This is a genomic window from Vibrio natriegens NBRC 15636 = ATCC 14048 = DSM 759, from assembly GCF_035621455.1.
Classification (GTDB): domain Bacteria; phylum Pseudomonadota; class Gammaproteobacteria; order Enterobacterales; family Vibrionaceae; genus Vibrio; species Vibrio natriegens.
The window spans coordinates 764,024-789,114 of sequence record NZ_CP141822.1 but is presented as its reverse complement, the minus strand read 5'-3'; the positions used below and the strand labels follow the sequence as shown (position 1 = coordinate 789,114).

22 protein-coding genes and 22 tRNA genes are annotated in these 25,091 nt (G+C 45.9%); 34 read left to right on the top strand and 10 right to left on the bottom strand.

Features of this window, described 5'->3' with window-relative positions:
- Positions 1-134: 134 nt before the first annotated feature.
- Positions 135-211, bottom strand: a tRNA-Pro gene (locus VER99_RS03670).
- A 259-nt stretch (positions 212-470) separates the two neighbouring features.
- Between VER99_RS03670 and VER99_RS03665 the strand changes: the two genes are divergently transcribed.
- The 3 genes from VER99_RS03665 to rluF all read left to right on the top strand — a co-directional run bounded on the left by VER99_RS03665 (position 471) and on the right by rluF (position 2,501).
- Positions 471-611 carry a DUF3149 domain-containing protein gene (locus tag VER99_RS03665; protein ID WP_014231074.1) on the top strand — a complete coding sequence of 47 codons (141 nt, stop codon included), beginning with the start codon at positions 471-473 and terminating at the stop codon, positions 609-611.
- Positions 612-742: 131 nt separating this feature from the next.
- The gene (gene smrA, locus VER99_RS03660) at positions 743-1,324 is read left to right on the top strand and encodes a DNA endonuclease SmrA (protein ID WP_020333330.1); all 582 of its coding nucleotides are present in this window, start codon (positions 743-745) and stop codon (positions 1,322-1,324) included.
- Between the two features lie 100 nt (positions 1,325-1,424).
- Entirely contained in the window at positions 1,425-2,501 is a 1,077-nt protein-coding gene (gene rluF, locus VER99_RS03655) for a 23S rRNA pseudouridine(2604) synthase RluF (protein WP_020333328.1), read from the top strand.
- 73 nt (positions 2,502-2,574) lie between these two features.
- Here rluF and ybaK read toward each other — a convergent pair whose 3' ends face one another.
- From ybaK to hemA, 8 genes are all read right to left on the bottom strand, one after another.
- Positions 2,575-3,048 (bottom strand): Cys-tRNA(Pro) deacylase, encoded by a 474-nt coding sequence (ybaK, locus tag VER99_RS03650; protein WP_014231071.1) that lies wholly within the window; start codon positions 3,046-3,048, stop codon positions 2,575-2,577.
- A 108-nt stretch (positions 3,049-3,156) separates the two neighbouring features.
- Positions 3,157-4,839 (bottom strand): bifunctional UDP-sugar hydrolase/5'-nucleotidase UshA, encoded by a 1,683-nt coding sequence (gene ushA / locus VER99_RS03645; RefSeq protein WP_020333325.1) that lies wholly within the window; start codon positions 4,837-4,839, stop codon positions 3,157-3,159.
- A gap of 232 nt (positions 4,840-5,071) precedes the next feature.
- Positions 5,072-5,923 carry a 3-deoxy-8-phosphooctulonate synthase gene (gene kdsA / locus VER99_RS03640; protein WP_005384095.1) on the bottom strand — a complete coding sequence of 284 codons (852 nt, stop codon included), beginning with the start codon at positions 5,921-5,923 and terminating at the stop codon, positions 5,072-5,074.
- A gap of 52 nt (positions 5,924-5,975) precedes the next feature.
- Positions 5,976-6,785, bottom strand: coding sequence for a SirB1 family protein (locus VER99_RS03635; RefSeq protein WP_014231069.1), 810 nt, complete (start codon positions 6,783-6,785; stop codon positions 5,976-5,978).
- 5 nt (positions 6,786-6,790) lie between these two features.
- Positions 6,791-7,174, bottom strand: a complete 384-nt coding sequence (locus tag VER99_RS03630; RefSeq protein WP_020333324.1) for a SirB2 family protein — start codon at positions 7,172-7,174, stop codon at positions 6,791-6,793.
- 36 nt (positions 7,175-7,210) lie between these two features.
- Positions 7,211-8,071, bottom strand: coding sequence for a peptide chain release factor N(5)-glutamine methyltransferase (gene prmC, locus VER99_RS03625; protein WP_020333323.1), 861 nt, complete (start codon positions 8,069-8,071; stop codon positions 7,211-7,213).
- A gap of 3 nt (positions 8,072-8,074) precedes the next feature.
- A complete protein-coding gene (gene prfA / locus VER99_RS03620; RefSeq protein WP_014231066.1) occupies positions 8,075-9,163 on the bottom strand; it encodes a peptide chain release factor 1 in 1,089 nt (362 codons plus the stop codon).
- Positions 9,164-9,192: 29 nt separating this feature from the next.
- Positions 9,193-10,449: a glutamyl-tRNA reductase gene (gene hemA / locus VER99_RS03615; RefSeq protein WP_020333322.1), complete on the bottom strand. Its 1,257-nt coding sequence runs from the start codon at positions 10,447-10,449 to the stop codon at positions 9,193-9,195.
- 134 nt (positions 10,450-10,583) lie between these two features.
- Here hemA and lolB point away from each other — a divergent pair, with 134 nt between their 5' ends.
- From lolB to VER99_RS03485, 26 genes are all read left to right on the top strand, one after another.
- Positions 10,584-11,222 carry a lipoprotein insertase outer membrane protein LolB gene (gene lolB / locus VER99_RS03610; protein WP_014231064.1) on the top strand — a complete coding sequence of 213 codons (639 nt, stop codon included), beginning with the start codon at positions 10,584-10,586 and terminating at the stop codon, positions 11,220-11,222.
- Positions 11,219-12,091, top strand: a complete 873-nt coding sequence (ispE, locus tag VER99_RS03605) for a 4-(cytidine 5'-diphospho)-2-C-methyl-D-erythritol kinase (protein ID WP_020333321.1) — start codon at positions 11,219-11,221, stop codon at positions 12,089-12,091. The genes lolB and ispE overlap by 4 nt, the downstream gene beginning before the upstream one ends.
- A 28-nt stretch (positions 12,092-12,119) precedes the next feature.
- Positions 12,120-13,064 (top strand): ribose-phosphate pyrophosphokinase, encoded by a 945-nt coding sequence (locus tag VER99_RS03600; RefSeq protein WP_014231062.1) that lies wholly within the window; start codon positions 12,120-12,122, stop codon positions 13,062-13,064.
- Positions 13,065-13,244: 180 nt separating this feature from the next.
- A complete protein-coding gene (gene pth / locus VER99_RS03595) occupies positions 13,245-13,835 on the top strand; it encodes an aminoacyl-tRNA hydrolase (protein WP_014231061.1) in 591 nt (196 codons plus the stop codon).
- A 10-nt stretch (positions 13,836-13,845) separates the two neighbouring features.
- Entirely contained in the window at positions 13,846-14,937 is a 1,092-nt protein-coding gene (ychF, locus tag VER99_RS03590; protein WP_014231060.1) for a redox-regulated ATPase YchF, read from the top strand.
- Positions 14,938-15,221: 284 nt separating this feature from the next.
- Positions 15,222-15,298, top strand: a tRNA-Met gene (locus VER99_RS03585).
- Positions 15,299-15,336: 38 nt separating this feature from the next.
- Positions 15,337-15,421, top strand: a tRNA-Leu gene (locus tag VER99_RS03580).
- A 31-nt stretch (positions 15,422-15,452) separates the two neighbouring features.
- Positions 15,453-15,527: transfer RNA gene (locus VER99_RS03575), tRNA-Gln, on the top strand.
- A gap of 78 nt (positions 15,528-15,605) precedes the next feature.
- Positions 15,606-15,682: transfer RNA gene (locus tag VER99_RS03570), tRNA-Met, on the top strand.
- Between the two features lie 89 nt (positions 15,683-15,771).
- Positions 15,772-15,856 (top strand) — tRNA-Leu (locus VER99_RS03565).
- 29 nt (positions 15,857-15,885) lie between these two features.
- A tRNA-Leu gene (locus VER99_RS03560) sits at positions 15,886-15,970 on the top strand.
- A 31-nt stretch (positions 15,971-16,001) separates the two neighbouring features.
- Positions 16,002-16,076 (top strand) — tRNA-Gln (locus tag VER99_RS03555).
- A 33-nt stretch (positions 16,077-16,109) separates the two neighbouring features.
- Positions 16,110-16,194: transfer RNA gene (locus tag VER99_RS03550), tRNA-Leu, on the top strand.
- A 29-nt stretch (positions 16,195-16,223) separates the two neighbouring features.
- Positions 16,224-16,298: transfer RNA gene (locus tag VER99_RS03545), tRNA-Gln, on the top strand.
- 53 nt (positions 16,299-16,351) lie between these two features.
- Positions 16,352-16,436, top strand: a tRNA-Leu gene (locus VER99_RS03540).
- Positions 16,437-16,477: 41 nt separating this feature from the next.
- A tRNA-Gln gene (locus tag VER99_RS03535) sits at positions 16,478-16,552 on the top strand.
- Positions 16,553-16,605: 53 nt separating this feature from the next.
- A tRNA-Leu gene (locus tag VER99_RS03530) sits at positions 16,606-16,690 on the top strand.
- A gap of 23 nt (positions 16,691-16,713) precedes the next feature.
- A tRNA-Met gene (locus VER99_RS03525) sits at positions 16,714-16,790 on the top strand.
- A gap of 53 nt (positions 16,791-16,843) precedes the next feature.
- Positions 16,844-16,928, top strand: a tRNA-Leu gene (locus tag VER99_RS03520).
- Between the two features lie 37 nt (positions 16,929-16,965).
- Positions 16,966-17,040 (top strand) — tRNA-Gln (locus VER99_RS03515).
- A gap of 69 nt (positions 17,041-17,109) precedes the next feature.
- Positions 17,110-17,194: transfer RNA gene (locus VER99_RS03510), tRNA-Leu, on the top strand.
- 23 nt (positions 17,195-17,217) lie between these two features.
- Positions 17,218-17,294: transfer RNA gene (locus VER99_RS03505), tRNA-Met, on the top strand.
- Positions 17,295-17,340: 46 nt separating this feature from the next.
- Positions 17,341-17,425, top strand: a tRNA-Leu gene (locus VER99_RS03500).
- 29 nt (positions 17,426-17,454) lie between these two features.
- Positions 17,455-17,539, top strand: a tRNA-Leu gene (locus VER99_RS03495).
- Between the two features lie 42 nt (positions 17,540-17,581).
- Positions 17,582-17,656: transfer RNA gene (locus VER99_RS03490), tRNA-Gln, on the top strand.
- A 53-nt stretch (positions 17,657-17,709) separates the two neighbouring features.
- Positions 17,710-17,794, top strand: a tRNA-Leu gene (locus VER99_RS03485).
- Between the two features lie 133 nt (positions 17,795-17,927).
- Here VER99_RS03485 and VER99_RS03480 read toward each other — a convergent pair.
- A complete protein-coding gene (locus VER99_RS03480; protein ID WP_024372685.1) occupies positions 17,928-19,103 on the bottom strand; it encodes a 2-octaprenyl-3-methyl-6-methoxy-1,4-benzoquinol hydroxylase in 1,176 nt (391 codons plus the stop codon).
- Between the two features lie 335 nt (positions 19,104-19,438).
- On the opposite strand from VER99_RS03480, the gene miaB reads away from it, so the two are divergent.
- The 5 genes from miaB to lnt all read left to right on the top strand — a co-directional run bounded on the left by miaB (position 19,439) and on the right by lnt (position 25,056).
- Positions 19,439-20,863, top strand: coding sequence for a tRNA (N6-isopentenyl adenosine(37)-C2)-methylthiotransferase MiaB (gene miaB / locus VER99_RS03475; RefSeq protein WP_014231058.1), 1,425 nt, complete (start codon positions 19,439-19,441; stop codon positions 20,861-20,863).
- Between the two features lie 72 nt (positions 20,864-20,935).
- Entirely contained in the window at positions 20,936-22,033 is a 1,098-nt protein-coding gene (locus tag VER99_RS03470) for a PhoH family protein (protein ID WP_014231057.1), read from the top strand.
- A 2-nt stretch (positions 22,034-22,035) separates the two neighbouring features.
- On the top strand, positions 22,036-22,500 hold the full coding sequence (gene ybeY, locus VER99_RS03465; RefSeq protein ID WP_014231056.1) for an rRNA maturation RNase YbeY: 465 nt from the start codon (positions 22,036-22,038) through the stop codon (positions 22,498-22,500).
- 104 nt (positions 22,501-22,604) lie between these two features.
- Positions 22,605-23,504: a CNNM family magnesium/cobalt transport protein CorC gene (gene corC / locus VER99_RS03460; RefSeq protein ID WP_014231055.1), complete on the top strand. Its 900-nt coding sequence runs from the start codon at positions 22,605-22,607 to the stop codon at positions 23,502-23,504.
- 34 nt (positions 23,505-23,538) lie between these two features.
- Entirely contained in the window at positions 23,539-25,056 is a 1,518-nt protein-coding gene (lnt, locus tag VER99_RS03455) for an apolipoprotein N-acyltransferase (RefSeq protein ID WP_020333725.1), read from the top strand.
- The last annotated feature ends 35 nt before the right edge of the window (positions 25,057-25,091 follow it).

Genomic DNA, 25,091 nt, shown 5'->3' with positions numbered 1-25,091 from the left:
TTTTTTAGAAAGTGGTCGGTGAAGAGCCATATTCTAACTTCAGGCGAACCCCCGCTTTGGTTCGAATCCGTTAGTATGAATTTTATGAACTCTAAAACGACGAAAGCCTGCTTTAAAAGCAGGCTTTCTTAATGTGGTCGGTGAAGAGGGATTCGAACCCCCGACCCTCTGGTCCCAAACCAGATGCGCTACCAAGCTGCGCTATTCACCGAGATGTTTAACTGAGGACTTGTCCCCGTCAACGAGGTGGTATATTACGGATTCTGATCCGAGACGCAAGTGCTTTTTCTAAAAAAACGTAATGTCTTAATCCGTTTGGTGAATAACTGAACACAAGCACGCAAAATGTGACTGACAACCCACAATAAAATACAGTTTATTAACCTCAGCAACATAATTGATCCAGATCAGTGTGCGAAAAAACACCAACAATTAATTTGTGTCTATCGGGAATATCTTGGAGGAAACATATGGACTTTTGGCTTGATCTCCTATTTGGTAATGCAGTAGGTCTATCATCGATGATAGTAATCTTCGGAGCGATCGGTCTAATGTTGTTTTATGGCGGTTTCTTCATGTACAAGATCATGAACGATAAATCTCCTCACTAGATCTCGCTTAGCCCTATAAACGCTTTGCACCGGAGTCGGTTACTTGCCTACTCCGGTTTTTTATTGATCTTTTCCCTCATCTCATTGATATAATCACCTGTACCTATCCTGTTCTTTATGAGATCGCCACTATGTCTCACGATGACGATTTTGAGTTGTTCCAACAAATGATGGGTGATGTAAAGCCAATCACTCAAGACACCGCAGAGCACAAGAAAGTTCACCAAGTAACCGATGCACACCTTGCTAAGCGAGAAGCGGCTATATGGTTAACAGAGGACGACCCAGAGTATCTCTCTCTCGAACATGCAGAAATGCTCAAGCCCGACGACTTTGTCGAGTTCAAACGTGATGGTGTGCAAGACGGCGTATACCGCAAACTACGCTTAGGCAAGTACCCGATTCAGGCACGTTTAGACTTGCACAGAAAAACTCTGAAAGAAGCACGTGATGAAGTCGTAAAATTCCTGAAACAATGTATATCAATGGACATCCGCACGGTTGTCATTGTTCATGGTCGAGGTGAACGGTCTAATCCACCAGCGTTAATGAAGAGCTTCGTCAGCAGTTGGCTACAGCAAATTAAAGAAGTGCAGTGTGTTCACAGTGCGCAGCGCTTTCACGGTGGTAGCGGAGCCGTTTACGTATTGTTAAGAAAGAGCGCAGATAAGAAGCTGGAAAACCGAGAACGCCATCAAAAACGGTTAGGCTAAGTTTCTTGTCGGTGCTAGAATGCCCGACCTTATTTTCCCCTTCGCTAGCATTAGCTGGGATACTTTATTCACCGCCGTTGTGAAACGTTAGGAGTACAACATGTCACAAGATAATTCAAAACGCTTAAATAAGTTTATTAGTGAAACAGGCTTTTGTTCACGCCGAGAGGCCGACAGACTGATCGAGCAAGGTCGTGTCACAATTAATGGTAAACAGCCAGAAATGGGGTCAAAAGTCTTACCAGGTGATGATGTTTGTGTCGATGGCAAACCTGTCGCTGCAAAAGAGAAACCTGTTTATATCGCGTTAAACAAACCGACCGGCATTACCTGTACTACAGAACGTGATGTACCGGGCAACATTGTCGACTTTATTGGACATAAAAAACGCATTTTCCCTATTGGTCGCCTAGATAAACCGTCTGACGGTCTGATCTTTTTGACGAACGACGGTGACATCGTTAACAAAATTCTTCGTGCAGGTAACAACCACGAAAAAGAGTACGTGGTGCGCGTCGATAAACCAATCACTGGCGAGTTTCTTAAACAGATGTCGAGCGGTGTGAAAATCCTCGATACGGTAACGCTTCCTTGTAAAGTGACCAAAGAAACCAAGTTCTCGTTCCGAATTGTGCTGACTCAGGGTTTGAACCGTCAGATCCGCCGTATGTGTGAAGCTCTGGGTTATGAGGTATACAAACTACGTCGCGTGCGTATTATGAATATCTCCCTAGATGGTATTCCGAACGGTAAATGGCGTTACCTGACAGATGCGGAAGTCGCTGAAATCATGGCGATGTGTGATGGTTCGGTTGGTACTGAAGAAGCCTCTAAAGTGGATTCTAAAGGGCGTAACATTCGAAAAGCAACAGACGCTAAACTGTTTGACAGTCGTGACGAAAACCAAGATTCAACCGCTCGTCGTAACCAAAAGCCACGTACATTCCGTGGTAATAATGCCGATGAGTTCCGTCATGCACCTAACTCTAAGAAAGGCCAACAAAGACGCCGTCCGGACAATGACAACCCTCGTCCAAACAAAGAGAGCTTTAAAGCGAAAGCGCAGGACTCCGATCGTAAACCGACGAAACAAAAAGTGCGTTACGACAATCCAAACGCGACTAAGCCATCTCAACCAGTAAAACGTAGTGGCAATACATTAAGCTTGAAAAAATAATTTATTGCAGCATGAAGAACAGAAAGGACGCCAGTGCGTCCTTTTTATTTATCTGTCACTCTTAGGTTGCCACTTATAAACACAAAGGTGCAAATTGACCACGAGTTAAGGTCAGCAAATCTTGTGGGGCCAGCTCTATTTCCAACCCACGCTTACCAGCACTCACACAAACGGTTTCTTGCTCTTTGGCGCTTTCGTGTAAAAAAGTGGGGAGCGCTTTCTTTTGTCCAAGCGGGCTAATACCGCCCACCACATAGCCCGTTGTTTTCTGAGCGATGTCTGGGTCTGCCATGTCCGCCTTCTTTCCCTTTGCCGCTTTTGCTGCCAGTTTAAGATTCAATTTCTGGTCAACAGGAATGATGGCTACTGCAAGATTTCTAGGCTCGCCGTTTAAACAAAACAGCAAGGTTTTAAATACTTTTTTTGGATCTTGTCCCAATACTTCAGCAGCTTCCAAGCCGTAGCTATCGGCTCTTGGATCATGTTCATACTGATGTATGGTATGTGGCACTTTTTTCTTTTTCGCAAGATTAATGGCCGGAGTCATCAAGATTCTCCTTATCAAAATAAAAAACGCAGCTTGCGATAAATGAAGCTGCGTTTTTAGTTAATGATATCAGCGATTTTGAGTCAATCGCTTTTTCGCTATCTGGCGTTATTGATAAATAACATTGTCAGTTGCGTATTTGATTTGCCCGGTAGGTGCGTAACGGTTGACATCGATCGGACTGTGAGACTCGAGATAATCTTTTAATACTTCAGCATCGGTAAAGCCCGTATTCACGTAGCCTGCATGGTTATCAATTTTCGGATAACCATCACCACCCGCCGCGTTATAACTTGGTACGGTAAAACGATAGTTGCCATCCAAACGAAGCTGTTGGTCACCAATAAAGACGTTGGTCACCTCGCCATTTTCAATAGTTAAAGCGATGCCTGCAAACTGAGCGTATGCGCCCGAGTCAACAGGTTTGGTCGCGACAACATTCAGATAGTCCAGAACTTCTTGGCCCGACATGTCTACGTAAGTCACCATATTGCCGAATGGTTGAACCGTCAGGACGTCTTTATAGGTAATGTCCCCTTTCTCAATCGAATCGCGAACACCACCCGAGTTCATCACCGCAAAGTCTGCTTTGGCGCGTTCCATATGAGCAGTTGCAATCAGACGGCCAAGATTGGTTTGCTTAAATCGCACCACATCACGATCGCCTTCCAGCTTGCCATTTGACTCTGCAATTTTTACGTTTAGCTGGCCCTGACCTTTCTCTTGATACGGACGCAGGAATTCCAGCATCGATTCATCCTGAGCAATTTCATCTTCAACCAGAACGCGCTCTGATTGCCCATTAATTTCCACTTTCTTCTTCAAGTTGACCGGAATAAGGTCGTAACTCACCATCGAAAGCTCACCGTTACGAAACTCGTAATCTGCACGACCGACATACTTACCCCACTCATAGGCTTGAACGATGTAAGTCCCGTTTTGTTGGTCTGGCTGGCACTCATCACCCGGCTTGAAGTTTTGCTTCATGACGTTTGGGCCTTCCATACAAACAGGCTCTTGCGAGTGGCCGCCGACAATCATGTCCAAATCACCTTCACTTAAATAACGCGCTAACGCTACATCACCCGGCGCATTAATGCCACGGTTGCCGTTTTCATAGTGTCCCATATGAGTGACAGCAAAGATCAAATCAGGATATTCGGTCTTTTTCAGCTCAGCGATCAGTTTTTTCGCTTCCTCTTTTGGATCACGGAAGTCCACTTGACCTATGTATTCAGGGTTACCTAACTTCGCAGTATCTTCTGTTGTCAGGCCAATAACGGCGATCTTAATGCCTTGCTTATTGAACATCGCATAAGGCTGGAACATGCGTTTACCGGTTTCTTTCGAATAGATATTGGCGGACAACATTGGGAAAGTCGCCCATTCCTGCTGCTTAAACAAAACGTCTAACGGATTATCAAACTCATGATTGCCGAGTGCCATCGCATCATAGCCAATTTTGCTCATGCCTTTAAAGTCAGGTTCCGCATCTTGTAAATCTGACTCAGGAACACCCGTGTTAATATCACCACCAGAGAGAAGCAAAAGACTTCCCCCCTCCGCTTCTACCTCTTCACGTAAATCATCAATCAGTGTTTTACGTGCTGCCATACCGTACTCTGCATATTTGTTCTGCCAAAAACGACCATGGTGATCGTTAGTATGCAGTACCGTTAACCGGTAAGTGATATCTGTTTTCCATTCATGGGCGGGTTGGGTTGCACATCCGGCAAGAGTAGCCAGAATGACCGCACTCAAGGCGGTTTTTACCATCAGACGCTGCTTCATTGTTTTACCTTTTCTTTTATGAATCCACTGCTGTTGTACTTTATTAAATACGTTTATCGGCCACTTCACGAAAGTACGAAACGACAAGTGGGCTATTCTAACGTATTGATTTTTAATTATGGCCAATTGTCATCTGATCTCAAATTTAACAATGATAGTTTGAGACTTCTGTTATTCCAGACAAAAAAATAGCCAACATAGAGTTGGCTATTTTCTCGTTTGGTAACATTAATTATTTAATGTCGATGTCCGCAAAGCTCTTGATAAGGTCGTCAAGTGACTTCATTTGCGCCAAGAATGGTTCTAGCTTGTCCAGTGGCAGCGCAGAAGGGCCATCACAACGTGCTTGATCTGGGTTCGGGTGCGCTTCAATGAACAAACCAGCAATACCCGTTGCAAGGCCTGCTTTTGCCAGCTCAACCGTCTGTTCACGACGGCCACCAGATGCCGCACCTGATGGGTCACGCATCTGTAGAGAGTGCGTCACGTCAAAAATGATTGGGCTGCCTTTTGATGCGTTTTTCATTACGCCAAAACCAAGCATGTCTACCACTAGGTTGTCGTAACCATGGCATGAACCACGTTCACATAGAATGATTTTATCGTTACCACACTCTGCAAACTTTTCAACGATGTTACCCACCTGACCTGGGCTCATGAACTGAGGCTTTTTCACGTTGATAACCGCGCCTGTTTTTGCCATCGCTTCAACAAGGTCAGTCTGACGTGCTAGGAATGCAGGAAGCTGAATAACATCCACAACGTCTGCAACTGGCTGTGCCTGAGCTTCAGTGTGAACATCCGTGATAATTTTCACGCCAAAGGTGTCTTTAAGCTCTTGAAAGATCTTCATACCTTCTTCAAGGCCAGGGCCACGGTATGAGTGAACAGAACTGCGGTTTGCTTTGTCGAACGACGCCTTAAATACGTAAGGAATACCCAGTTTTTCAGTTACTTTTACGTAGTGCTCACAGATCTGCATCGCAAGATCACGAGACTCGAGAACGTTCATACCTGCAAATAGGGTGAATGGCTTGTCGTTAGCAACCTGAATGTCGCCAATATTAACGATTTTCTGTTCCATTTTGATTCTCTTTTTCTATTCACGATAAGCTTCAGAGCGCCTATCGGTAACATTAGTGTAGTGTGGTGTGCTTCTCAGTCATCACGTTTACTTGTGATTTTAGTAGCTCTGAAGCCGGATCATCCGGGCACTGGTCAATAAAGTACTGGAAATCAGACGCCGCGACCTGATGGCACTCTAACTGCTGAAAGATAAACCCGCGATCTCGAATCTCATATGGGTCATCTGGTACAAACGTCAGTGCGAGGTTGGTACAACGCAGTGCCAGCGTGTAGCGCTCTTCACGCAGCATGGCACTTTTGATCAGCGCAAGCCAACGGCCAATAACGGTCGGATTGTCCGCTTCTTCGAAATGCTCCGGCTTGAGCTGCGCGAGTGGGCCGTCTTGGCCAATTAGCCAAGCCTGAAGAATTCGCTCACCTACGTATTCGCCGTTAAACGGATTAATGTAATCTGGCGTCTTGTGCATCCAATCAATTTTCAGCAAAAACTGCGTTGGAAAAGTAATGCCTTTTAACGGGAAACCGAGCTTGTTACCCAGATACAATAAAATCGAGCCCAAACTGACTGGAATGCCTTTTTTACGCTCTAACACTTTATCGATAAAGCTGTTGTCAGAGTTAAAATACTCTTGGTCATCGCCTTTAAAGCCCCACTCCTGGAAGAATAGGCGTAAAAACGAATCGAAGCGCTGCTCTTCATTCGTTTCATGAACCAAAGCCACTTCGGCTTCTTGGTACAGGCGTTCCAGCTCTTGTTTTGCCCAATGTACATTCGTCTCAGGATCGACAGACTTGTTAAGCTCTAACGCGCCTTCCACCAACGCCATATTGTCAAAATCTTCGTCAAAAAACTCAACCATGACTGTTACCCAAATAAAGTCGGACTCTTAGACACTGCAATATTAGCGGCCATCACTAACCAGCCTAATGCGCCGAAGAAACCGAAAATTTGTAGTAGTTTGTTTTTGGCTAACTTCAAAGCGAAGAAGCCCAGAGCAATGTACGCTAACACGCAAGTGATCTTGTTGGTTAACCAAGGCGCTGCGTCAGTAAATGGAATGAAGCCAGTTACGAAGATCAGAGCGATACCCGATAGTAGTAGCGCAGTATCAACAATATGCGGGAACACTTTCAAAAAACGGTTGTTACGTTTTGGCGAGTTCATCATCATCAACACAAAGCGAATCGACAACAATGTCGCACTAAGTGCAATGGTCACGAGGTGAATATGTTTTAGAGCTACGTACATTTTTCTTCTCTTAGTTTAAATTTGCTGACTTTCTCGTTATTGTTCAGCGGCAAAACAACCAAGGGTCACCCGGTCATTGCCAGCGTAATCTTGTTCAGTAACGACGTGTTGATAGCCAAAGCTACCCATGATGTCCCTCACCGCTTGCCCCTGATCGTAGCCGTGCTCGAAAACAAGCCAACCACCCTCTTCAAGGTACTGACGAGCAGCATCAGAGATATGACGAATATCCGCCAACCCGCCTTCATCAGCCACAAGTGCAGATTTGGGTTCAAAACGCACATCACCTTGAGCTAAATGCGGATCTTTCTCATCGATGTACGGGGGATTAGAAACAATAAGAGCAAACTTTGTTCCCGGAGCAACAGGTTCGAACCAACTTCCCTGAGCGAACGTCACATTTTTGATATTGAGTTGCTCAGCATTGTACTCGGCTAACTCTTTCGCTTCTTGCTTAAGATCGACACCCATCACCTGACGATTTGGCATCTCAGAAGCCAAAGCTAAAGCGATAGCACCCGTCCCAGTACCCAAATCTAGGATAGAACCACTCTGCTCAAAAGTTTTATCTAAGGCGACTTCCACCAAGCGCTCGGTATCCGGTCTTGGAATCAAAGTAGAAGGGGAAACTTTCAGTGGCAAAGACCAGAACTCACGCTCACCAATAATATAAGCAACCGGTTCACCTGCTAAACGTCTATCAAGCAAAGCATCAAACTGCACTTGTTGTTCAGCTTTTAGGATTCGTTCAGGCCAGGTAAGTAGATAACTTCTTGGTTTGCCAAGGACATGACAAAGCAGGACTGCCGCATCGAGAGAAGGCGACTCTTTGCCGCCCTCTGTCAGTTTTGCTGTGGCACTTTTCAGTGCTTGCTCAATAGATTGAACTTGAGTCATCGATTAAGCGTTCTCAGCTAGCGCCGCTAGTTGGTCTGCTTGGTGCTCTTGAACAACAGGGTCGATCAAGCTTTGTAGGTCACCTTCCATCACTTCATTCAAACGGTAAACCGTCAAGTTGATGCGATGGTCTGAAACGCGACCTTGAGGGTAGTTGTAAGTACGAATACGGTCACTACGGTCACCAGAACCTAGCAAGTTACGACGCGTGTCTGACACTTCAGCCGCGCGCTTCGCTTCTTCAGCCTGAATAATACGTGCAGCAAGAACGGCCATCGCTTTCGCTTTGTTTTTGTGCTGTGAACGCTCGTCCTGACACTCTACCACGGTACCCGTTGGTAAGTGGGTAATACGGATTGCAGAATCTGTGGTGTTAACGTGCTGACCACCCGCGCCAGATGCACGGAAAGTATCGATTTTAAGGTCTGCTGCTTTAATCTCTGGGATTTCAGCTTCAGGAATTTCAGCCATAACCGCAACGGTACAAGCAGAAGTATGCACTCGGCCTTGAGATTCAGTTGCAGGAACACGCTGTACACGGTGGCCGCCTGACTCAAATTTCAATACACCGTAAGCACCATCGCCGCTTACTTTGGCAATCATCTCTTTGTAACCGCCGTGCTCAGCTTCATTTGAAGACATCACTTCAATGCGCCAGCCTTTTTTCTCCGCGTACTTGCTGTACATACGGAACAGGTCACCCGCGAAAATACCCGCTTCATCACCACCGGCACCTGCACGGATTTCTAGGAAACAGTTGCGATCGTCGTTTGGATCTTTTGGCAGAAGAAGAATTTGCAGTTCATCAGCAAGGCGCTCGATAGTAGCTTTCGCCTCTTTGATTTCTTCTTGCGCCATTTCACGCATTTCTTCGTCGTCTTCGTTAGCCATCTCTTCAGCGGCGATAAGATCATCTTGCGCTTGTTGATAAGCCTGGAAGCACTTAGTTACTTCTTCTAGCTGAGAGTACTCTTTAGATAGAGCACGGAATTTATCCTGATCTCCAATTACGTCAGGATCACCAAGAAGATGTTGAACTTCTTCGTAACGTTCTACTAGCGTTTCTAGCTTAGTCAGAATAGAGGCTTTCATAGTGTCGTTTTCTTAATAAAAAGCGTGAGTTATAGATCATCCAAACCGAGTGTTTGGCGGATAATCGTTAATTTTGCTGGTTCGCCTTGCTCCGCTGCACTCTGAAGTGCTCGAGTTGGGGCGTGAATCAGTTTATTGGTGAGTTTATTACTGAGCTCGCGCAGAACTTTTTCCGGGTCTGTGCCAGCCGCCAATGATTGCAGGCTTTTGCTCAATAAATCTTCACGTATATTGTTTGCTGACTCGCGATAATCGCGAATACTGTCGACCGCTTGTAGTGAACGCAACCACGTCATAAACGCAGCACTTTCCTCACTCACAATCGCTTCTGCCTGAATGGCTTCTACTTTTCTCTGCTCAATATTGCTGTCAATAATCGACTGCAGGTCATCAACAGAGTACAAGTAAGCGTCATTAAGCTCACCAACTTGAGGCTCTACGTCGCGCGGTACCGCAATATCAACCAGTAAGATAGGTTGATGACGACGTTTTTTCAGCGCCGTTTCGACCATACCTTTACCAATAATAGGCAACGGGCTTGCCGTAGAACTAATAACAATATCTGCTCTGGCAAGGTGATCAGGAATTTCGTTTAAGCTGATCACCTCTGCTCCAAATTCATCTGCGAGGCCTTGCGCACGCTCTTTGGTGCGGTTAGCCACAATCATTTTAGAGCAGCCGTTAGAGGCTAAGTGTTTGGCAACCAGTTCAATGGTTTCTCCCGCACCAACCAAAAGAACCGTAGAGTCAGACAGTGATTCAAAAATATGTTTCGCCAGTGTACATGCCGCATAGGCCACCGACACGGCATTGCCGCCAATATCCGTCTCTGTACGCACACGTTTCGCAACAGAAAAAGTTTTTTGGAAAAGCTTATCAATCGACGCATCAACCGTTTGGTGTTCACGCGAGTCGGAAAAAGATTGCTTCACTTGTCCTAAAATCTGCGGCTCACCCAATACCAGAGAATCGAGACCGCATGAGACGCGCATTAAATGCTTGATAGCAGATTGCTCTTCGTGCACATACAAACTTGGCATCAGCTCTTCTCGGCTCACGTCATGAAACTCGACCAGCCAATCGATTAACTTGTTACGTGCCCCTTGCTTTACGTCGCAATACAACTCGGTTCGGTTACAGGTTGAAATAATAACACTGCCGTTTACCGCTTCGTGCTTTCTAAGTTGCTCGAGGGCCGGGCCGAGTTTATCCGGTCCAAACGCCACCTTCTCGCGCAAGTCGACAGACGCTGTATTGTGATTAATTCCAATAGCAAGCAAGGACATCTAACGTGGTATCTCTGAGATCGATTATGAAATAGGTTCAGAATTTTACTGTAAGCACGCATTTATTGAAAGGGCAAGCCGGATTTGTTTTCCTAACTGCGACTTTTCAATGCTATAGTTGTGAGCGAATACCGATGAAACTGATTAATAAGCCATCAAACATGACCTTACGCTCCTTTATAATATTTGTCTTGTCGAGTCTGATACTCGCTGGCTGTAGCTCTGTTCCGGAAAGTATCACCAGCGTGGAATGGCAAACACACGAAAAAAAACTTGAAGCGATTCATGATTTTCAAGTAACTGGCAAACTTGGCTATATTGGGCCAGACCAAAGACAAAACCTTAATTTCTTCTGGAAACACTCAACGGCACTCAGTCAACTGCGTTTGACGACGATTCTTGGTCAAACCGCATTAAACCTAACCATCACTCCAGACGGTGCTACGGTAGAGACTTACGATGACCAGGTGCTTTCTGCGCGTCATGCCAACCAACTAATATTCCAATTGACCGGATTAATGATGCCGGTAGAGCATATGCCTGACTGGCTACTCGGTTTACCAACCAACGCAGACACGTTCAAACTCTCCTCAACCAATACACTGCAAGCCTTGAATAAGCAGATTGGCTTAAACGACTGGAACATCGATTACCAACGCTACAGCGATGTAAAATGGCATGAGCAAGCACTGCCGCTACCAAACCGATTAAAGCTGACTACGTCGGACGTTAAAATAAACCTCCTGATCACCAAATGGAACATCACCCAATGATCGACATTTCAACCCGCTGGCCTTCACCGGCGAAATTGAATCTCTTTCTTTACATCAATGGCCGAACTGAAAACGGTTATCACGAACTCCAAACGCTTTTCCAATTCGTGGATCATGGTGACGAACTCACCATTCAAGCCAATAAAACAGGAAACATCACTCTAACTCCGGAAATTGAAGGTGTTCCTCTTCAAGATAATTTGATTTGGAAGGCCGCGACTGCGCTGCAAGAATACGCACAATGTCATTTAGGTGCGCACATTGATCTTAAAAAAGTTTTGCCGATGGGCGGTGGGATTGGTGGAGGTTCATCGAACGCCGCGACAACTCTGGTGGCACTTAATTACCTTTGGCAACTGAATCTCAGTGATGATGAACTTGCTCAAATTGGCTTGAAACTTGGCGCTGACGTGCCAGTATTTGTACGTGGGTTTGCTGCCTTTGCTGAAGGTGTCGGAGAAAAACTTTCTCCGGCTTATCCGGAAGAAAAGTGGTACCTCGTCGTAAGACCTAACGTCTCGATCGCGACCGTTGACGTATTTCGTCACCCAGATTTAACACGAAACACCGCAAAACGAGATCTAGCCACACTTTTGGACACACCAAACGTAAACGATTGCGAAAAAATTGTCCGAATGCTCTATCCGGAGGTTGATAAGCAACTTTCTTGGCTGCTACAATACGCGCCGTCAAGATTGACTGGGACAGGATCTTGCGTTTTTGCTGAATTTTCGAGCAAATCAGAAGCAGAAACTCTCCTTGCGCAACTCTCTGATGATGTCTCGGCATTTGTCGCTCAAGGGCGCAATATTTCGCCATTAAAAGAGACTCTGGCTGAATACCAATCAGCCACACACCGACCTAATTAAAACTGGACGCAAACCCGAGGTTTCCACCGTGCCTGATATGAAGCTATTTGCTGGTAATGCAACACCTGAACTAGCCCAACGTATTGCTGATCGTCTTTACATCTCTCTTGGTGATGCATCTGTTTCTCGCTTTTCTGATGGCGAAGTTGCAGTTCAAATCAATGAGAATGTTCGTGGTAGCGATGTTTTCATCATTCAATCCACTTGTGCACCGACTAACGACAACCTAATGGAATTGGTTGTTATGATTGATGCAATGCGCCGTGCTTCAGCAGGCCGTATCACTGCAGTTATCCCTTACTTTGGTTACGCTCGTCAAGACCGTCGTGTACGTTCTTCTCGTGTGCCAATTACTGCAAAAGTTGTTGCTGATTTCCTATCTAACGTTGGTGTTGACCGCGTTCTGACTATCGACCTACACGCAGAGCAGATTCAAGGCTTCTTCGATGTACCTGTAGACAACATCTTCGGTACTCCAGTACTACTAGAAGACATGCAAGCTCGTGGCCTGGAAAACCCTGTAGTGGTTTCTCCTGACCTTGGTGGTGTTGTCCGTGCTCGTGCAACGGCAAAAGCGCTAGGTGATATCGATATCGCTATCGTTGATAAGCGTCGTCCACGTGCAAACGTTTCTGAAGTGATGAACCTAATCGGTGATGTTGAAGGTCGCGACTGCGTGATCGTTGATGACATGATCGACACTGGCGGCACACTATGTAAAGCAGCAGAAGCGCTGAAAGAGCGCGGTGCTAAGCGTGTATTCGCTTACGCAACTCACGCTGTATTCTCAGGTAACGCGGCACAAAACATCGGCAACTCTGTACTAGACCAAGTGATTGTAACTGACTCAATCACTATGTCTAAAGAGATGGAAGCGACAGGTAAAGTAACTACACTAAGCCTATCTCGCATGCTGGCTGAAGCGATTCGTCGTATCAGCAACGAAGAGTCAATTTCTGCAATGTTCAACTAATTCGGACATTTCAGTTACACTGATTTTTAAAACACCCCTTTTGGGGTGTTTTTTATTTGTGCGCAGGACACAGCCAATGGTAGCTCATTGAGGAAATGATCAATCTCAACCGAGTTCCCCCACTGTCAGTTTTCTGTGCTATCATACTGCGCTTTTTGAGATTCCAGAGAGATCCTAACCTTGAGTCAACCAATCAAACTTCTCGTTGGTCTTGCTAATCCGGGACCAGAATACGCCAAAACTCGCCATAATGCGGGCGCTTGGGTTGTAGAAGAATTAGCACGCGTTCACAACATTACGCTGAAGAACGAACCAAAGTTCTTCGGATTGACCGGACGTATCATGGTCAACGGACAGGATCTCCGTTTGCTTATCCCAACCACTTTCATGAATCTTTCGGGAAAATCCATCGCTGCGATGGCGAAGTTTTACCAAATAAAACCAGAAGAGATCATGGTTGCTCATGACGAGCTAGACTTACCGCCAGGTGTCGCTAAGTTTAAAAAAGGTGGCGGTCACGGTGGTCACAATGGCCTGCGTGACACAATAAGCAAATTAAGCAACAACAAAGATTTTTATCGTCTTCGTATCGGCATTGGCCATCCGGGACACAAAGATAAAGTGGCAGGTTTTGTACTAGGTAAAGCTCCAGCTAAAGAACAAGAGCTTTTGGACGCCGCGACCGATGAATCGGTACGTTGTCTAGACATTCTGATCAAGGATGGCCTATCAAAAGCACAAAATCGCCTCCACACGTTCAAAGCTGAATAAGGTTACTATCATGGGTTTTAAATGTGGCATCGTTGGTCTACCTAACGTTGGTAAATCAACTCTGTTTAACGCACTAACTAAAGCAGGCATCGAAGCAGCAAACTTCCCGTTCTGTACGATCGAACCAAACACTGGTGTAGTTCCTGTGCCAGATCTACGTCTAGATGCACTAGCAAAGATCGTTAACCCACAGAAAGTGCTGCCTACTACAATGGAATTCGTCGACATCGCAGGTCTGGTAGCGGGTGCATCACGTGGTGAAGGTCTAGGTAACAAATTCCTGGCAAACATCCGTGAAACTGACGCGATCGGTCACGTTGTACGTTGTTTCGAAAACGACAACATCGTTCACGTAGCAGGTAAAGTATCTCCAATTGAAGATATTGAAGTTATCAACCTTGAGCTAGCAATGGCTGACCTTGACTCTTGTGAGCGCGCGATCCAGCGTAACGCAAAGAAAGCAAAAGGTGGTGATAAAGACGCGAAATTCGAGCTAACTGTTCTTGAAAAGCTGCTTCCAGTGCTAACAGAAGGCGGTTCAGCGCGTACCGTTGAGCTTGCTAAAGAAGAGCTAGCTGCAATTGGCTACCTAAACTTCCTGACGCTAAAGCCAACCATGTACATCGCTAACGTGAACGAAGATGGCTTTGAAGACAACGCATACCTAGATGCTGTACGTGAATTTGCAGCAAAAGAAAACAACGTTGTTGTTCCTGTATGTGCGGCTATCGAGTCAGAAATGGCTGAGCTAGAAGATGACGAGCGTGAAGAGTTCCTGGCTGATCTAGGTATCGAAGAACCAGGTCTGAACCGCGTGATTCGCGCAGGTTACGAACTGCTAAACCTACAAACTTACTTTACCGCTGGCGTAAAAGAAGTTCGTGCATGGACAATCCCTGTCGGTGCAACCGCGCCAAAAGCAGCAGCGAAGATCCACACTGACTTTGAAAAAGGCTTCATCCGTGCGGAAGTTGTTGGTTACGACGACTTCATCGAATTCAACGGTGAAAGTGGTGCGAAAGACGCAGGTAAATGGCGTCTAGAAGGTAAAGAATACATCGTAAAAGACGGTGATGTTATTCACTTCCGCTTCAACGTTTAATTAAATGAATGAATTTTAAACACTTCATTTACATAAAAAGCCAGCATGATTGCTGGCTTTTTTTATCCCTTCAACAAAAGACCTGAAGTTAACTACCCAGCTGCAAGCGATTTTTTTTCCAGTTTTAGATCATAAACACGCCTCTTTGTTTAAAAAGGAAGCGAACGAGGTTTTTTCCGAGATTTATTTAAAAAAACTGTTGACGGATCTTACTCAACTTCGCATAATGCGCGCCGTTCCCGACAACAAGGCAACGAAGTGTTGAGAACGAAAAATATGGTTTTGGCTACGTAGCTCAGCTGGTTAGAGCACATCACTCATAATGATGGGGTCACAGGTTCGAATCCCGTCGTAGCCACCATTCCTAAATACTCTTTGAAAGAGTGATTAGGAATAGATGCGGAAGTGGCGGAATTGGTAGACGCACCAGATTTAGGTTCTGGCGCCGCAAGGTGTGAGAGTTCAAGTCTCTCCTTCCGCACCATATTTTAAGTAGTTGTAAGACTACTGCCTGCAGGTCTATCGCCAAGCGGTAAGGCAGCGGCTTTTGATGCCGCCATTCCCTGGTTCGAATCCAGGTAGACCTGCCACTATTCAAAGTGGCGATTCCTTGATAAAGGGGTTGTCACTTAGAGCGCGAAGGTTTATATTGTCTCGCTCAAAAAGATGGCTACGTAGCTCAGCTGGTTAGAGCACATCACTCATAATGATGGGGTCACAGGTTCGAATCCCGTCGTAGCCACCATTCTTTCTTTTTGAAAGAACTATCTTTGTGATAAAGAAAAACAACTATTAGTTTTTACCAATTAACTGATGGTTTATAGAGTTCAAGACGCGGAAGTGGCGGAATTGGTAGACGCACCAGATTTAGGTTCTGGCGCCGCAAGGTGTGAGAGTTCAAGTCTCTCCTTCCGCACCATCTTGATTTAACTCTATTGAAGAATATATGCGGAAATGGCGGAATTGGTAGACGCACCAGATTTAGGTTCTGGCGCCGCAAGGTGTGAGAGTTCAAGTCTCTCTTTCCGCACCATATTTTAAGTAGTTGTAAAACTACTGCCTGCAGGTCTATCGCCAAGCGGTAAGGCAGCGGCTTTTGATGCCGCCATTCCCTGGTTCGAATCCAGGTAGACCTGCCACTATTTAAATTATTGAGTTTTCTCAGTAATTATGCGGAAGTGGCGGAATTGGTAGACGCACCAGATTTAGGTTCTGGCGCCGTAAGGTGTGAGAGTTCAAGTCTCTCCTTCCGCACCATATTTAAAGTAGTGAAAACTACTGCCTGTAGGGCTATCGCCAAGCGGTAAGGCAGCGGCTTTTGATGCCGCCATTCCCTGGTTCGAATCCAGGTAGCCCTGCCATATACAACGACGTTGAGATTTTACCAATTATCTTGATGTCTATAGATTAAGTTGCGGAAGTGGCGGAATTGGTAGACGCACCAGATTTAGGTTCTGGCGCCGTAAGGTGTGAGAGTTCAAGTCTCTCCTTCCGCACCATTCTTTCTTATAGAAAGACATAGTCTTAGGACTATACCTGTAGGGCTATCGCCAAGCGGTAAGGCAGCGGCTTTTGATGCCGCCATTCCCTGGTTCGAATCCAGGTAGCCCTGCCATACAAAATGATATTGAGATTTTACCAATTATCTTGATATCTAAAAATCAAGATGCGGAAGTGGCGGAATTGGTAGACGCACCAGATTTAGGTTCTGGCGCCGCAAGGTGTGAGAGTTCAAGTCTCTCCTTCCGCACCATTCTTGATTAAACAATTTGAGTTGGCTACGTAGCTCAGCTGGTTAGAGCACATCACTCATAATGATGGGGTCACAGGTTCGAATCCCGTCGTAGCCACCATTTATAACGTTATTTAGGTTTTACCAATTACCTTTATAACTACAGAATAAGTTGCGGAAGTGGCGGAATTGGTAGACGCACCAGATTTAGGTTCTGGCGCCGCAAGGTGTGAGAGTTCAAGTCTCTCCTTCCGCACCATTTATTCATAATAAGTAGTTGTTGACTATTTATTTGTAGGGCTATCGCCAAGCGGTAAGGCAGCGGCTTTTGATGCCGCCATTCCCTGGTTCGAATCCAGGTAGCCCTGCCATTATTTTCCTTGAAATACAGGAATGATATTGAGATTTTACCAATTATCTGAATATCTAAAGATCAAGATGCGGAAGTGGCGGAATTGGTAGACGCACCAGATTTAGGTTCTGGCGCCGCAAGGTGTGAGAGTTCAAGTCTCTCCTTCCGCACCATTCTTGATTAAACAATTTGAGTTGGCTACGTAGCTCAGCTGGTTAGAGCACATCACTCATAATGATGGGGTCACAGGTTCGAATCCCGTCGTAGCCACCATTGATTAGATTGAAAGCCTAGGCTTACAGTCATGTAGATTTAAGATGCGGAAGTGGCGGAATTGGTAGACGCACCAGATTTAGGTTCTGGCGCCGCAAGGTGTGAGAGTTCAAGTCTCTCCTTCCGCACCATCTTAAACTCATCTACAATATCAAAATATGCGGAAGTGGCGGAATTGGTAGACGCACCAGATTTAGGTTCTGGCGCCGTAAGGTGTGAGAGTTCAAGTCTCTCCTTCCGCACCATTCTTTCTTTTTAGAAAGACATAGTCTCATGACTATACCTGTAGGGCTATCGCCAAGCGGTAAGGCAGCGGCTTTTGATGCCGCCATTCCCTGGTTCGAATCCAGGTAGCCCTGCCATACAAAATGATATTGAGATTTTACCAATTATCTTGATATCTACAGATTAAGTTGCGGAAGTGGCGGAATTGGTAGACGCACCAGATTTAGGTTCTGGCGCCGCAAGGTGTGAGAGTTCAAGTCTCTCCTTCCGCACCATTATCGGAAAACCCAGCATTAGTTTGCTGGGTTTTTTCTTTTTTCTGTTTCTGGACTCGATGAATCTCTGATTTGTCGAATTAAAAAAGCGAGCTCTTGGCTCGCTTTTTTTCTATCTGCTATTTATTTCTGATCACATACCCAACGCGTATTTCAACACTTGCGCTTTAATTGGCCCTGAATGTTCAGCCAACTTTAATGCCGCATTGCGTGCAAGCTTCAAAGGCCCTAAATCATTGCTAAAGCCTTTGTAGAAAAAGTCCATACCCGTTTGCATTAACAGATTATCAGGACGACGTGCTCGCTCATATTTGGCCAAAAGCGGCTCAGTGAGTTCTTCCTGACCTTGTGTAACCGACAACAACACATCAACATCTTTAAAGCCTAGGTTCACACCCTGCCCAGCTAACGGGTTAATGGTATGAGCGGAATCTCCGACGAGTACGCAGCCTCTATTCGAATATGACTGAGCATGACGGCGAGTTAAAGGGAACGAACCAAACTGCAGAACCTCTATATCCCCTAATTCTTTCGGGAAGTAAATTATAATTTCGTTTTTTAATTGTTGCTTGGTCATGGCACCAAGTTGCTTGATGCGTTTTGGCGAATCATACCAAACCAGAGAGCCTTGGCCTACTTCCTGACCATCTTCAGTAAGTGAACATAAAGGTAAGAAAGAGCGGGGACCACTTGGCGTAAACTGTTGCCAGGTAATATCTTGTTGAGGCAACTCGGTCTTTACGTTGATCAGCATACAGTGTTGGCGATAATCCCAAGCCGTGATCCCGATTCCGGCAAGCTGACGCACTTTTGAGTTAGCACCATCGGCGCCAATCACCCATTGGGCCTCAAATTGCTTACCACTCTCTAAAGTCACTCGATTAACGTCACCAAATTCGATTGTTTTTAGGCGTTCAGGACACTCTACAGTGAGGTTGTTATGGTTATCGAAGGCTTGCCATAAACCTAACTGAATCAGGCGGTTTTCAACAATATAACCAAGTTGCTCTAGAGACAGTTCATCGGAATGGAATCGTGTGCGACACTCTGGGTGCTCCCATGTTTCCAAACGACGGTAAGGACAGACACGCATCGCTTGGATCGATGCCCATGCACCTAGTGATTCAAGCAACTTAACGGATTGGTGTGAGATGGCGGATACACGAATGTCCATCGCTTGTGACGGTTCAAACGCCTTTGGCTCTGAGCCTTCGACGACAACAACACTTCTGCCCTGCTGTGCGAACCCTATCGCGATTGCCGCTCCAACCATGCCTCCACCGATTACGGCGATGTCATATCTGTTCATTTTTTGTTCTTCATTATCTTGATTAAATTGCCTTTTCAATTGTACTTTCAGCCAATCCATTTACAAAACGGTTTATTTTCCCTCTTCCTAAAGATGCGGACTCTGCGTAAATTTACCCATTTGTAAACCGAGTGTTTCTGCCTGATTTGCGAGCTAAAAAACCTTGTTCGATATAAGGCAAAAGCCTAGATTTCATCAGGCTTTGCAGAGAATTAGCCAGATCACTAGTCAGGTGCTTTTTAAAGCAGTACAATACGCCGCTTACCGCCGTGATGGCGGCTATAATTTGAGCAATAGCTCTCCGATTTAAGTACAACTGAACGAGCGAAAGTGAGATGAGTAAGAAACTGCTAATTAAAACCTGGGGCTGCCAGATGAACGAATACGATTCATCAAAAATGGCCGACCTGCTTAATGCTGCAAACGGCTATGAGCTGACGGAAGAGCCAGAGGAAGCAGACGTACTTCTACTTAACACCTGTTCGATCCGTGAAAAAGCGCAAGAAAAAGTTTTCCACCAGCTTGGCCGTTGGAAAACACTAAAAGATAAAAAACCTGGCGTAGTCATCGGCGTGGGTGGTTGTGTAGCAACACAAGAAGGCGACCACATTCGTGAACGTGCACCATACGTTGACGTTATTTTTGGTCCACAAACTCTGCACCGCCTGCCAGAGATGATCAAACAGTCTCAATCTGACGATGCTCCAGTCATGGACATTTCTTTCCCAGAAATTGAGAAGTTCGACCGCCTGCCTGAGCCACGCGCGGAAGGTGCAACGGCATTCGTTTCAATTATGGAAGGCTGTTCTAAGTACTGTACTTACTGCGTAGTACCATACACACGTGGTGAGGAAGTTAGCCGTCCGATGGATGACGTATTGTTCGAGATCGCTCAGTTAGCGGAACAAGGCGTACGTGAAGTTAACCTACTAGGTCAAAACGTAAACGCATACCGCGGCCCAATGCACGACGGTGAGATTTGTTCATTCGCTGAACTGCTTCGTCTGGTTGCATCTATCGATGGTATCGACCGTATTCGTTTCACGACTAGCCACCCGCTAGAGTTTACAGACGACATCATTGCTGTTTATGAAGATACACCAGAGCTAGTAAGCTTCCTGCACTTGCCAGTACAAAGTGGTAGTGACCGTATCCTAACCATGATGAAACGTCCGCATACAGGCATCGAGTACAAGTCTATCATCCGTAAATTGCGTAAAGCGCGTCCTGATATTCAGATCAGTTCTGACTTTATCGTTGGTTTCCCTGGTGAAACAGACAAAGACTTCCAAGACACGATGAAGCTGATCAAAGACGTAGACTTTGACATGAGCTTCAGCTTTATCTTCTCTCCACGTCCTGGTACACCAGCAGCGGATTACCCATGTGATGTATCTGAACAAGAGAAGAAAGAGCGTCTATACGAACTTCAACAAACGATTAACCAACAAGCTATGCGTTACTCTCGCTTAATGCTTGGTACAGAGCAGCGTGTACTGGTTGAAGGCCCTTCTAAGAAAAACCTAATGGAACTGCGCGCTCGTACAGAAAACAACCGTGTAGTAAACTTTGAAGGTAGCGCCGACCTAATTGGTCAGTTCGTAGACGTGAAAATTGTAGACGTATTTGCAAACTCATTGCGTGGTGAGCTAGTACGTACTGAAAAAGACATGGACCTTCGTAGTGTGATTTCACCAACGCAAATGATGGCGAAAACACGTCGCGAAGATGAGCTGGGTGTAGCTACTTTTACGCCTTAAGCTCGTACAAATAGCCATGGAGAGCCTGGTCGTTATCAGGCTCTCAGTAAATGGCAAAAATGAGAGGCAACATTGAGCAATAAAATAGTAACTCTAGAAATCAACCTAGAACCTTCAGACAACCGCCGACTAGCTAGCCTGTGCGGTCCTTTCGATGACAACATCAAGCATTTAGAACGCCGTCTGGGCGTTGAAATCAACCACCGTAGTGACCACTTTACCATTGTTGGTAAACCACACACTTCTGCTGCTGCTCTGGATATCCTGAAATCACTTTATGTCGATACCGCACCTGTGCGTGGCGAGATCCCAGACATCGAACCTGAGCAGATCCATTTATCGATTAAAGAATCAGGCGTTTTAGAACAAAACACTGAATCAAACATTGAACACGGTAAAGAAGTGTTCGTGAGAACCAAAAAAGGCGTGATCAAACCACGTACTCCTAACCAGGCTCAATACCTGGTTAACATGGTGACTCACGATATCTCGTTTGGTATTGGCCCGGCAGGTACAGGTAAGACTTACCTTGCAGTAGCGGCAGCGGTTGATGCTTTAGAGCGTCAAGAAATCCGTCGTATTCTTTTGACTCGTCCAGCGGTTGAAGCGGGTGAAAAACTGGGCTTCTTGCCTGGTGATCTCAGCCAGAAGGTTGACCCATACCTTCGTCCACTGTACGACGCACTGTTCGAGATGCTAGGCTTTGAGCGCGTGGAAAAACTGATTGAGCGTAACGTGATTGAAGTTGCACCGCTGGCTTACATGCGTGGTCGTACCCTGAATGATGCCTTTATCATTCTGGATGAAAGCCAAAACACGACGGTTGAACAGATGAAAATGTTCCTGACGCGTATTGGTTTTAACTCACGTGCAGTCATCACTGGTGACGTGACTCAGATTGACTTGCCACGCGGTGCAAAATCAGGCCTTCGTCACGCCATTGAGGTACTGAGCGAAGTCGACGACATCAGCTTTAACTTCTTCCAGGCAGATGACGTTGTGCGTCACCCTGTTGTGGCTCGTATTGTTAACGCGTACGAGAAATGGGAAGCGCAAGACCAGAAAGAGCGTAAAGAGTTTGAAAAGCGTCGTCGTGAAGAGCGTGATGCCAAACTGCTTGAAGCGGCAAAAGCTGAGCTAAGCGCTCAAGTTACTGCGACTAAGGAATAAAGATGGCGATTGAACTTGATCTTCAACTGGCAGTCGAAAACGAAGAAGGCTTGCCTTCTCAGGAAGACTTTCAACTGTGGCTGGATAAGACTATTCCTCTGTTTCAGCCGCAGGCAGAAGTCACCATTCGTATTGTCGATGAGCAAGAGAGTCACACTTTAAATCACGACTATCGTGGTAAAGATAAACCGACTAATGTGCTATCTTTCCCATTTGAAGTCCCTCCGGGTATGGAAATGGATCTGCTTGGTGACTTGATTATTTGTCGTCAAGTAGTTGAAAAAGAGGCGATAGAACAGAATAAACCTCTGTTAGCACATTGGGCGCATATGGTTGTACATGGCAGCTTGCATCTGCTAGGTTATGATCATATCGAGGATGACGAAGCCGAAGAGATGGAGTCCCTCGAAACAGAAATCATGCAGGGTATGGGTTATGAAGACCCTTACATTGCTGAAAAAGAGTAACCTCGGTTGCTCAACAGGGAAAGGCGAATCACCTACATTACCCTCGTGTTCGTCTTTCTACGTGAGCTATCACACTTCTGATAGCGTTACTTAATTGAGAAACAATGAACGAAGATAATTCTCCCTCTTCTAGCGAAGGTAAGAAAGAAAAGGCAGAAGGTCCGAGTAGAAAGTCCTTCTTTGAACGTCTAGGTCAACTTTTCCAGGGCGATCCTAAAGACCGCCAAGAGCTTGTGGATGTTATCCGCGACTCAGAAGAAAATGACCTGATTGACCACGACACCCGCGATATGCTCGAAGGTGTTATGGAAATCTCCGAAATGCGCGTGCGTGACATTATGATCCCGCGTTCGCAAATGGTTACTGTTGAGCGCACTTACGATTTAGATACGCTAATCGCGCTAATCACGGATGCTCAACACTCGCGTTACCCTGTTATCAGCGAGGATAAAGACCATGTGGAAGGCATTCTACTTGCGAAGGACTTACTCAAATACTTAGGCTCAGGCAGCAACCCATTTGATATTGAAGAAGTAATTCGACCTGCAGTCGTGGTTCCGGAAAGCAAACGGGTCGACCGCCTGCTAAAAGAGTTCCGCGAAGAACGCTATCATATGGCGATTGTTGTCGATGAATTCGGCGGCGTTTCAGGCCTCGTAACCATTGAAGATATCCTTGAAGAAATCGTTGGCGATATCGAAGATGAGTTTGACGAGTCGGAAGAGACTGACATCCGTAAGCTAAGCAAACATACGTTTGCTGTCAGAGCTCTGACAACGATTGAAGAGTTTAATGAGACATTCGGCACCAACTTCAGCGATGAAGAGGTGGATACCGTAGGTGGTATGGTAATGACTGCCTTTGGTCACCTGCCTTCTCGTGGTGAACTGGTTGAAATTGAAGGCTATAACTTCAAAGTCACCGCTGCCGATAACCGTCGTGTCATTCAACTCCAAGTGACTATTCCAGACGAAGAAACACTGGTTGAAGCCACTCAAGAGTAACGCGATACCCTACCGGGAATATCAGAAAAATATAATGATGAATGTACTCTTTCATCGCCTCAAGCGGCCTTTAGTGGCCGCTTTTGTTGGCGCTTCCACAACACTGGCTTTTGCTCCTTACCAACTATGGCCTATCGCTATTCTTAGCCCTGCGATACTGCTTATCCTTCTTGCCAACCAAACGCCCAAACGCGCACTTTGGATTGGTTATTCATGGGGCCTTGGCCAATTTGCTACCGGCGTCAGCTGGGTATACGTCAGTATTGCTGGCTTTGGCGGTATGCCGCTGATTGCCAATCTATTCTTAATGGGTCTGTTAGTTGCCTATCTGGCGATCTACTCGGGTCTGTTTGCCTGGCTGAAAAACAAGTTCTTTCCTCAATTCACCTTAACTACCGCACTGCTTGCCGCGCCTGCTCTTTGGTTGATTACCGATTGGCTTCGTGGCTGGGTAATGACAGGTTTCCCATGGCTATGGCTCGGATACAGCCAGATTGACGCCCCGCTGGCGAGCTTTGCTCCAATTGGCGGTGTAGAGCTTCTGACTCTGTTTATTATCATCTCTGCTGGCGCATTGGCATACGCTTGGTTACATAAACAGTGGCTAGTGGTGGTAATACCGGCTGTACTTTTGAGCACAGGTTTTGGTATCCGTCAGTATGATTGGGTGACGCCTCGTTCTCAGGACGTCACCAAAGTCGCGCTGATCCAAGGCAATGTCGACCAAAAACTGAAATGGCTGCCAACACAGCGCTGGCCAACCATTATGAAGTACACCGATCTGACTCGCGAAAACTGGGATGCGGACATCATTGTCTGGCCAGAAGCCGCGATTCCGGCGTTTGAGATTGAAGTGCCTTCATTCCTGCAGAATCTGGATAGTGCTGCGAAAATAAATCATAGCGCCATCATTACAGGGGTAGTAAATCAAGCGGAAGATCGCCAGTTCTACAACAGCATCCTTTCTCTCGGTGAAACTCCTTACGGTGATTACAGTTTTGATTTGAATGAGCGCTACAATAAGCATCATTTGCTGCCATTTGGTGAGTTTGTGCCATTTGAGGACATCTTACGCCCACTTGCGCCTTTCTTTAATTTGCCTATGTCTTCATTCAGTCGTGGGGATTTTGTGCAGCCAAACATCGTCGCGAATGGCATGCATATGGCACCTGCGCTATGTTATGAAATCATTTTTAACGAGCAGGTTCGTCAAAACGTCAACGACGAAACAGATTTCATCCTCACGCTTTCTAACGATGCGTGGTTTGGGCATTCGATTGGTCCACTTCAGCATATGGAAATCGCCCGTATGCGTGCACTGGAGCTAGGCAAGCCTCTGATCCGCTCAACGAATAACGGATTAACTGCCGTCACCGACCACAAAGGTAAGATTATCGAGCAGGTACCGCAGTTTAAAACGGCAGTGCTGCGTGCAGAACTGACTCCAACCGATGGGAAAACGCCCTATCGACTCGTTGGCACCTGGCCATTGTATATTTGGGTAGCATTAAGTTTGATGCTCGCTTGGTGGATACCAAGAAAGAAAAACTAATCAACTAAAAAGAGGCCAAACGGCCTCTTTTTTCA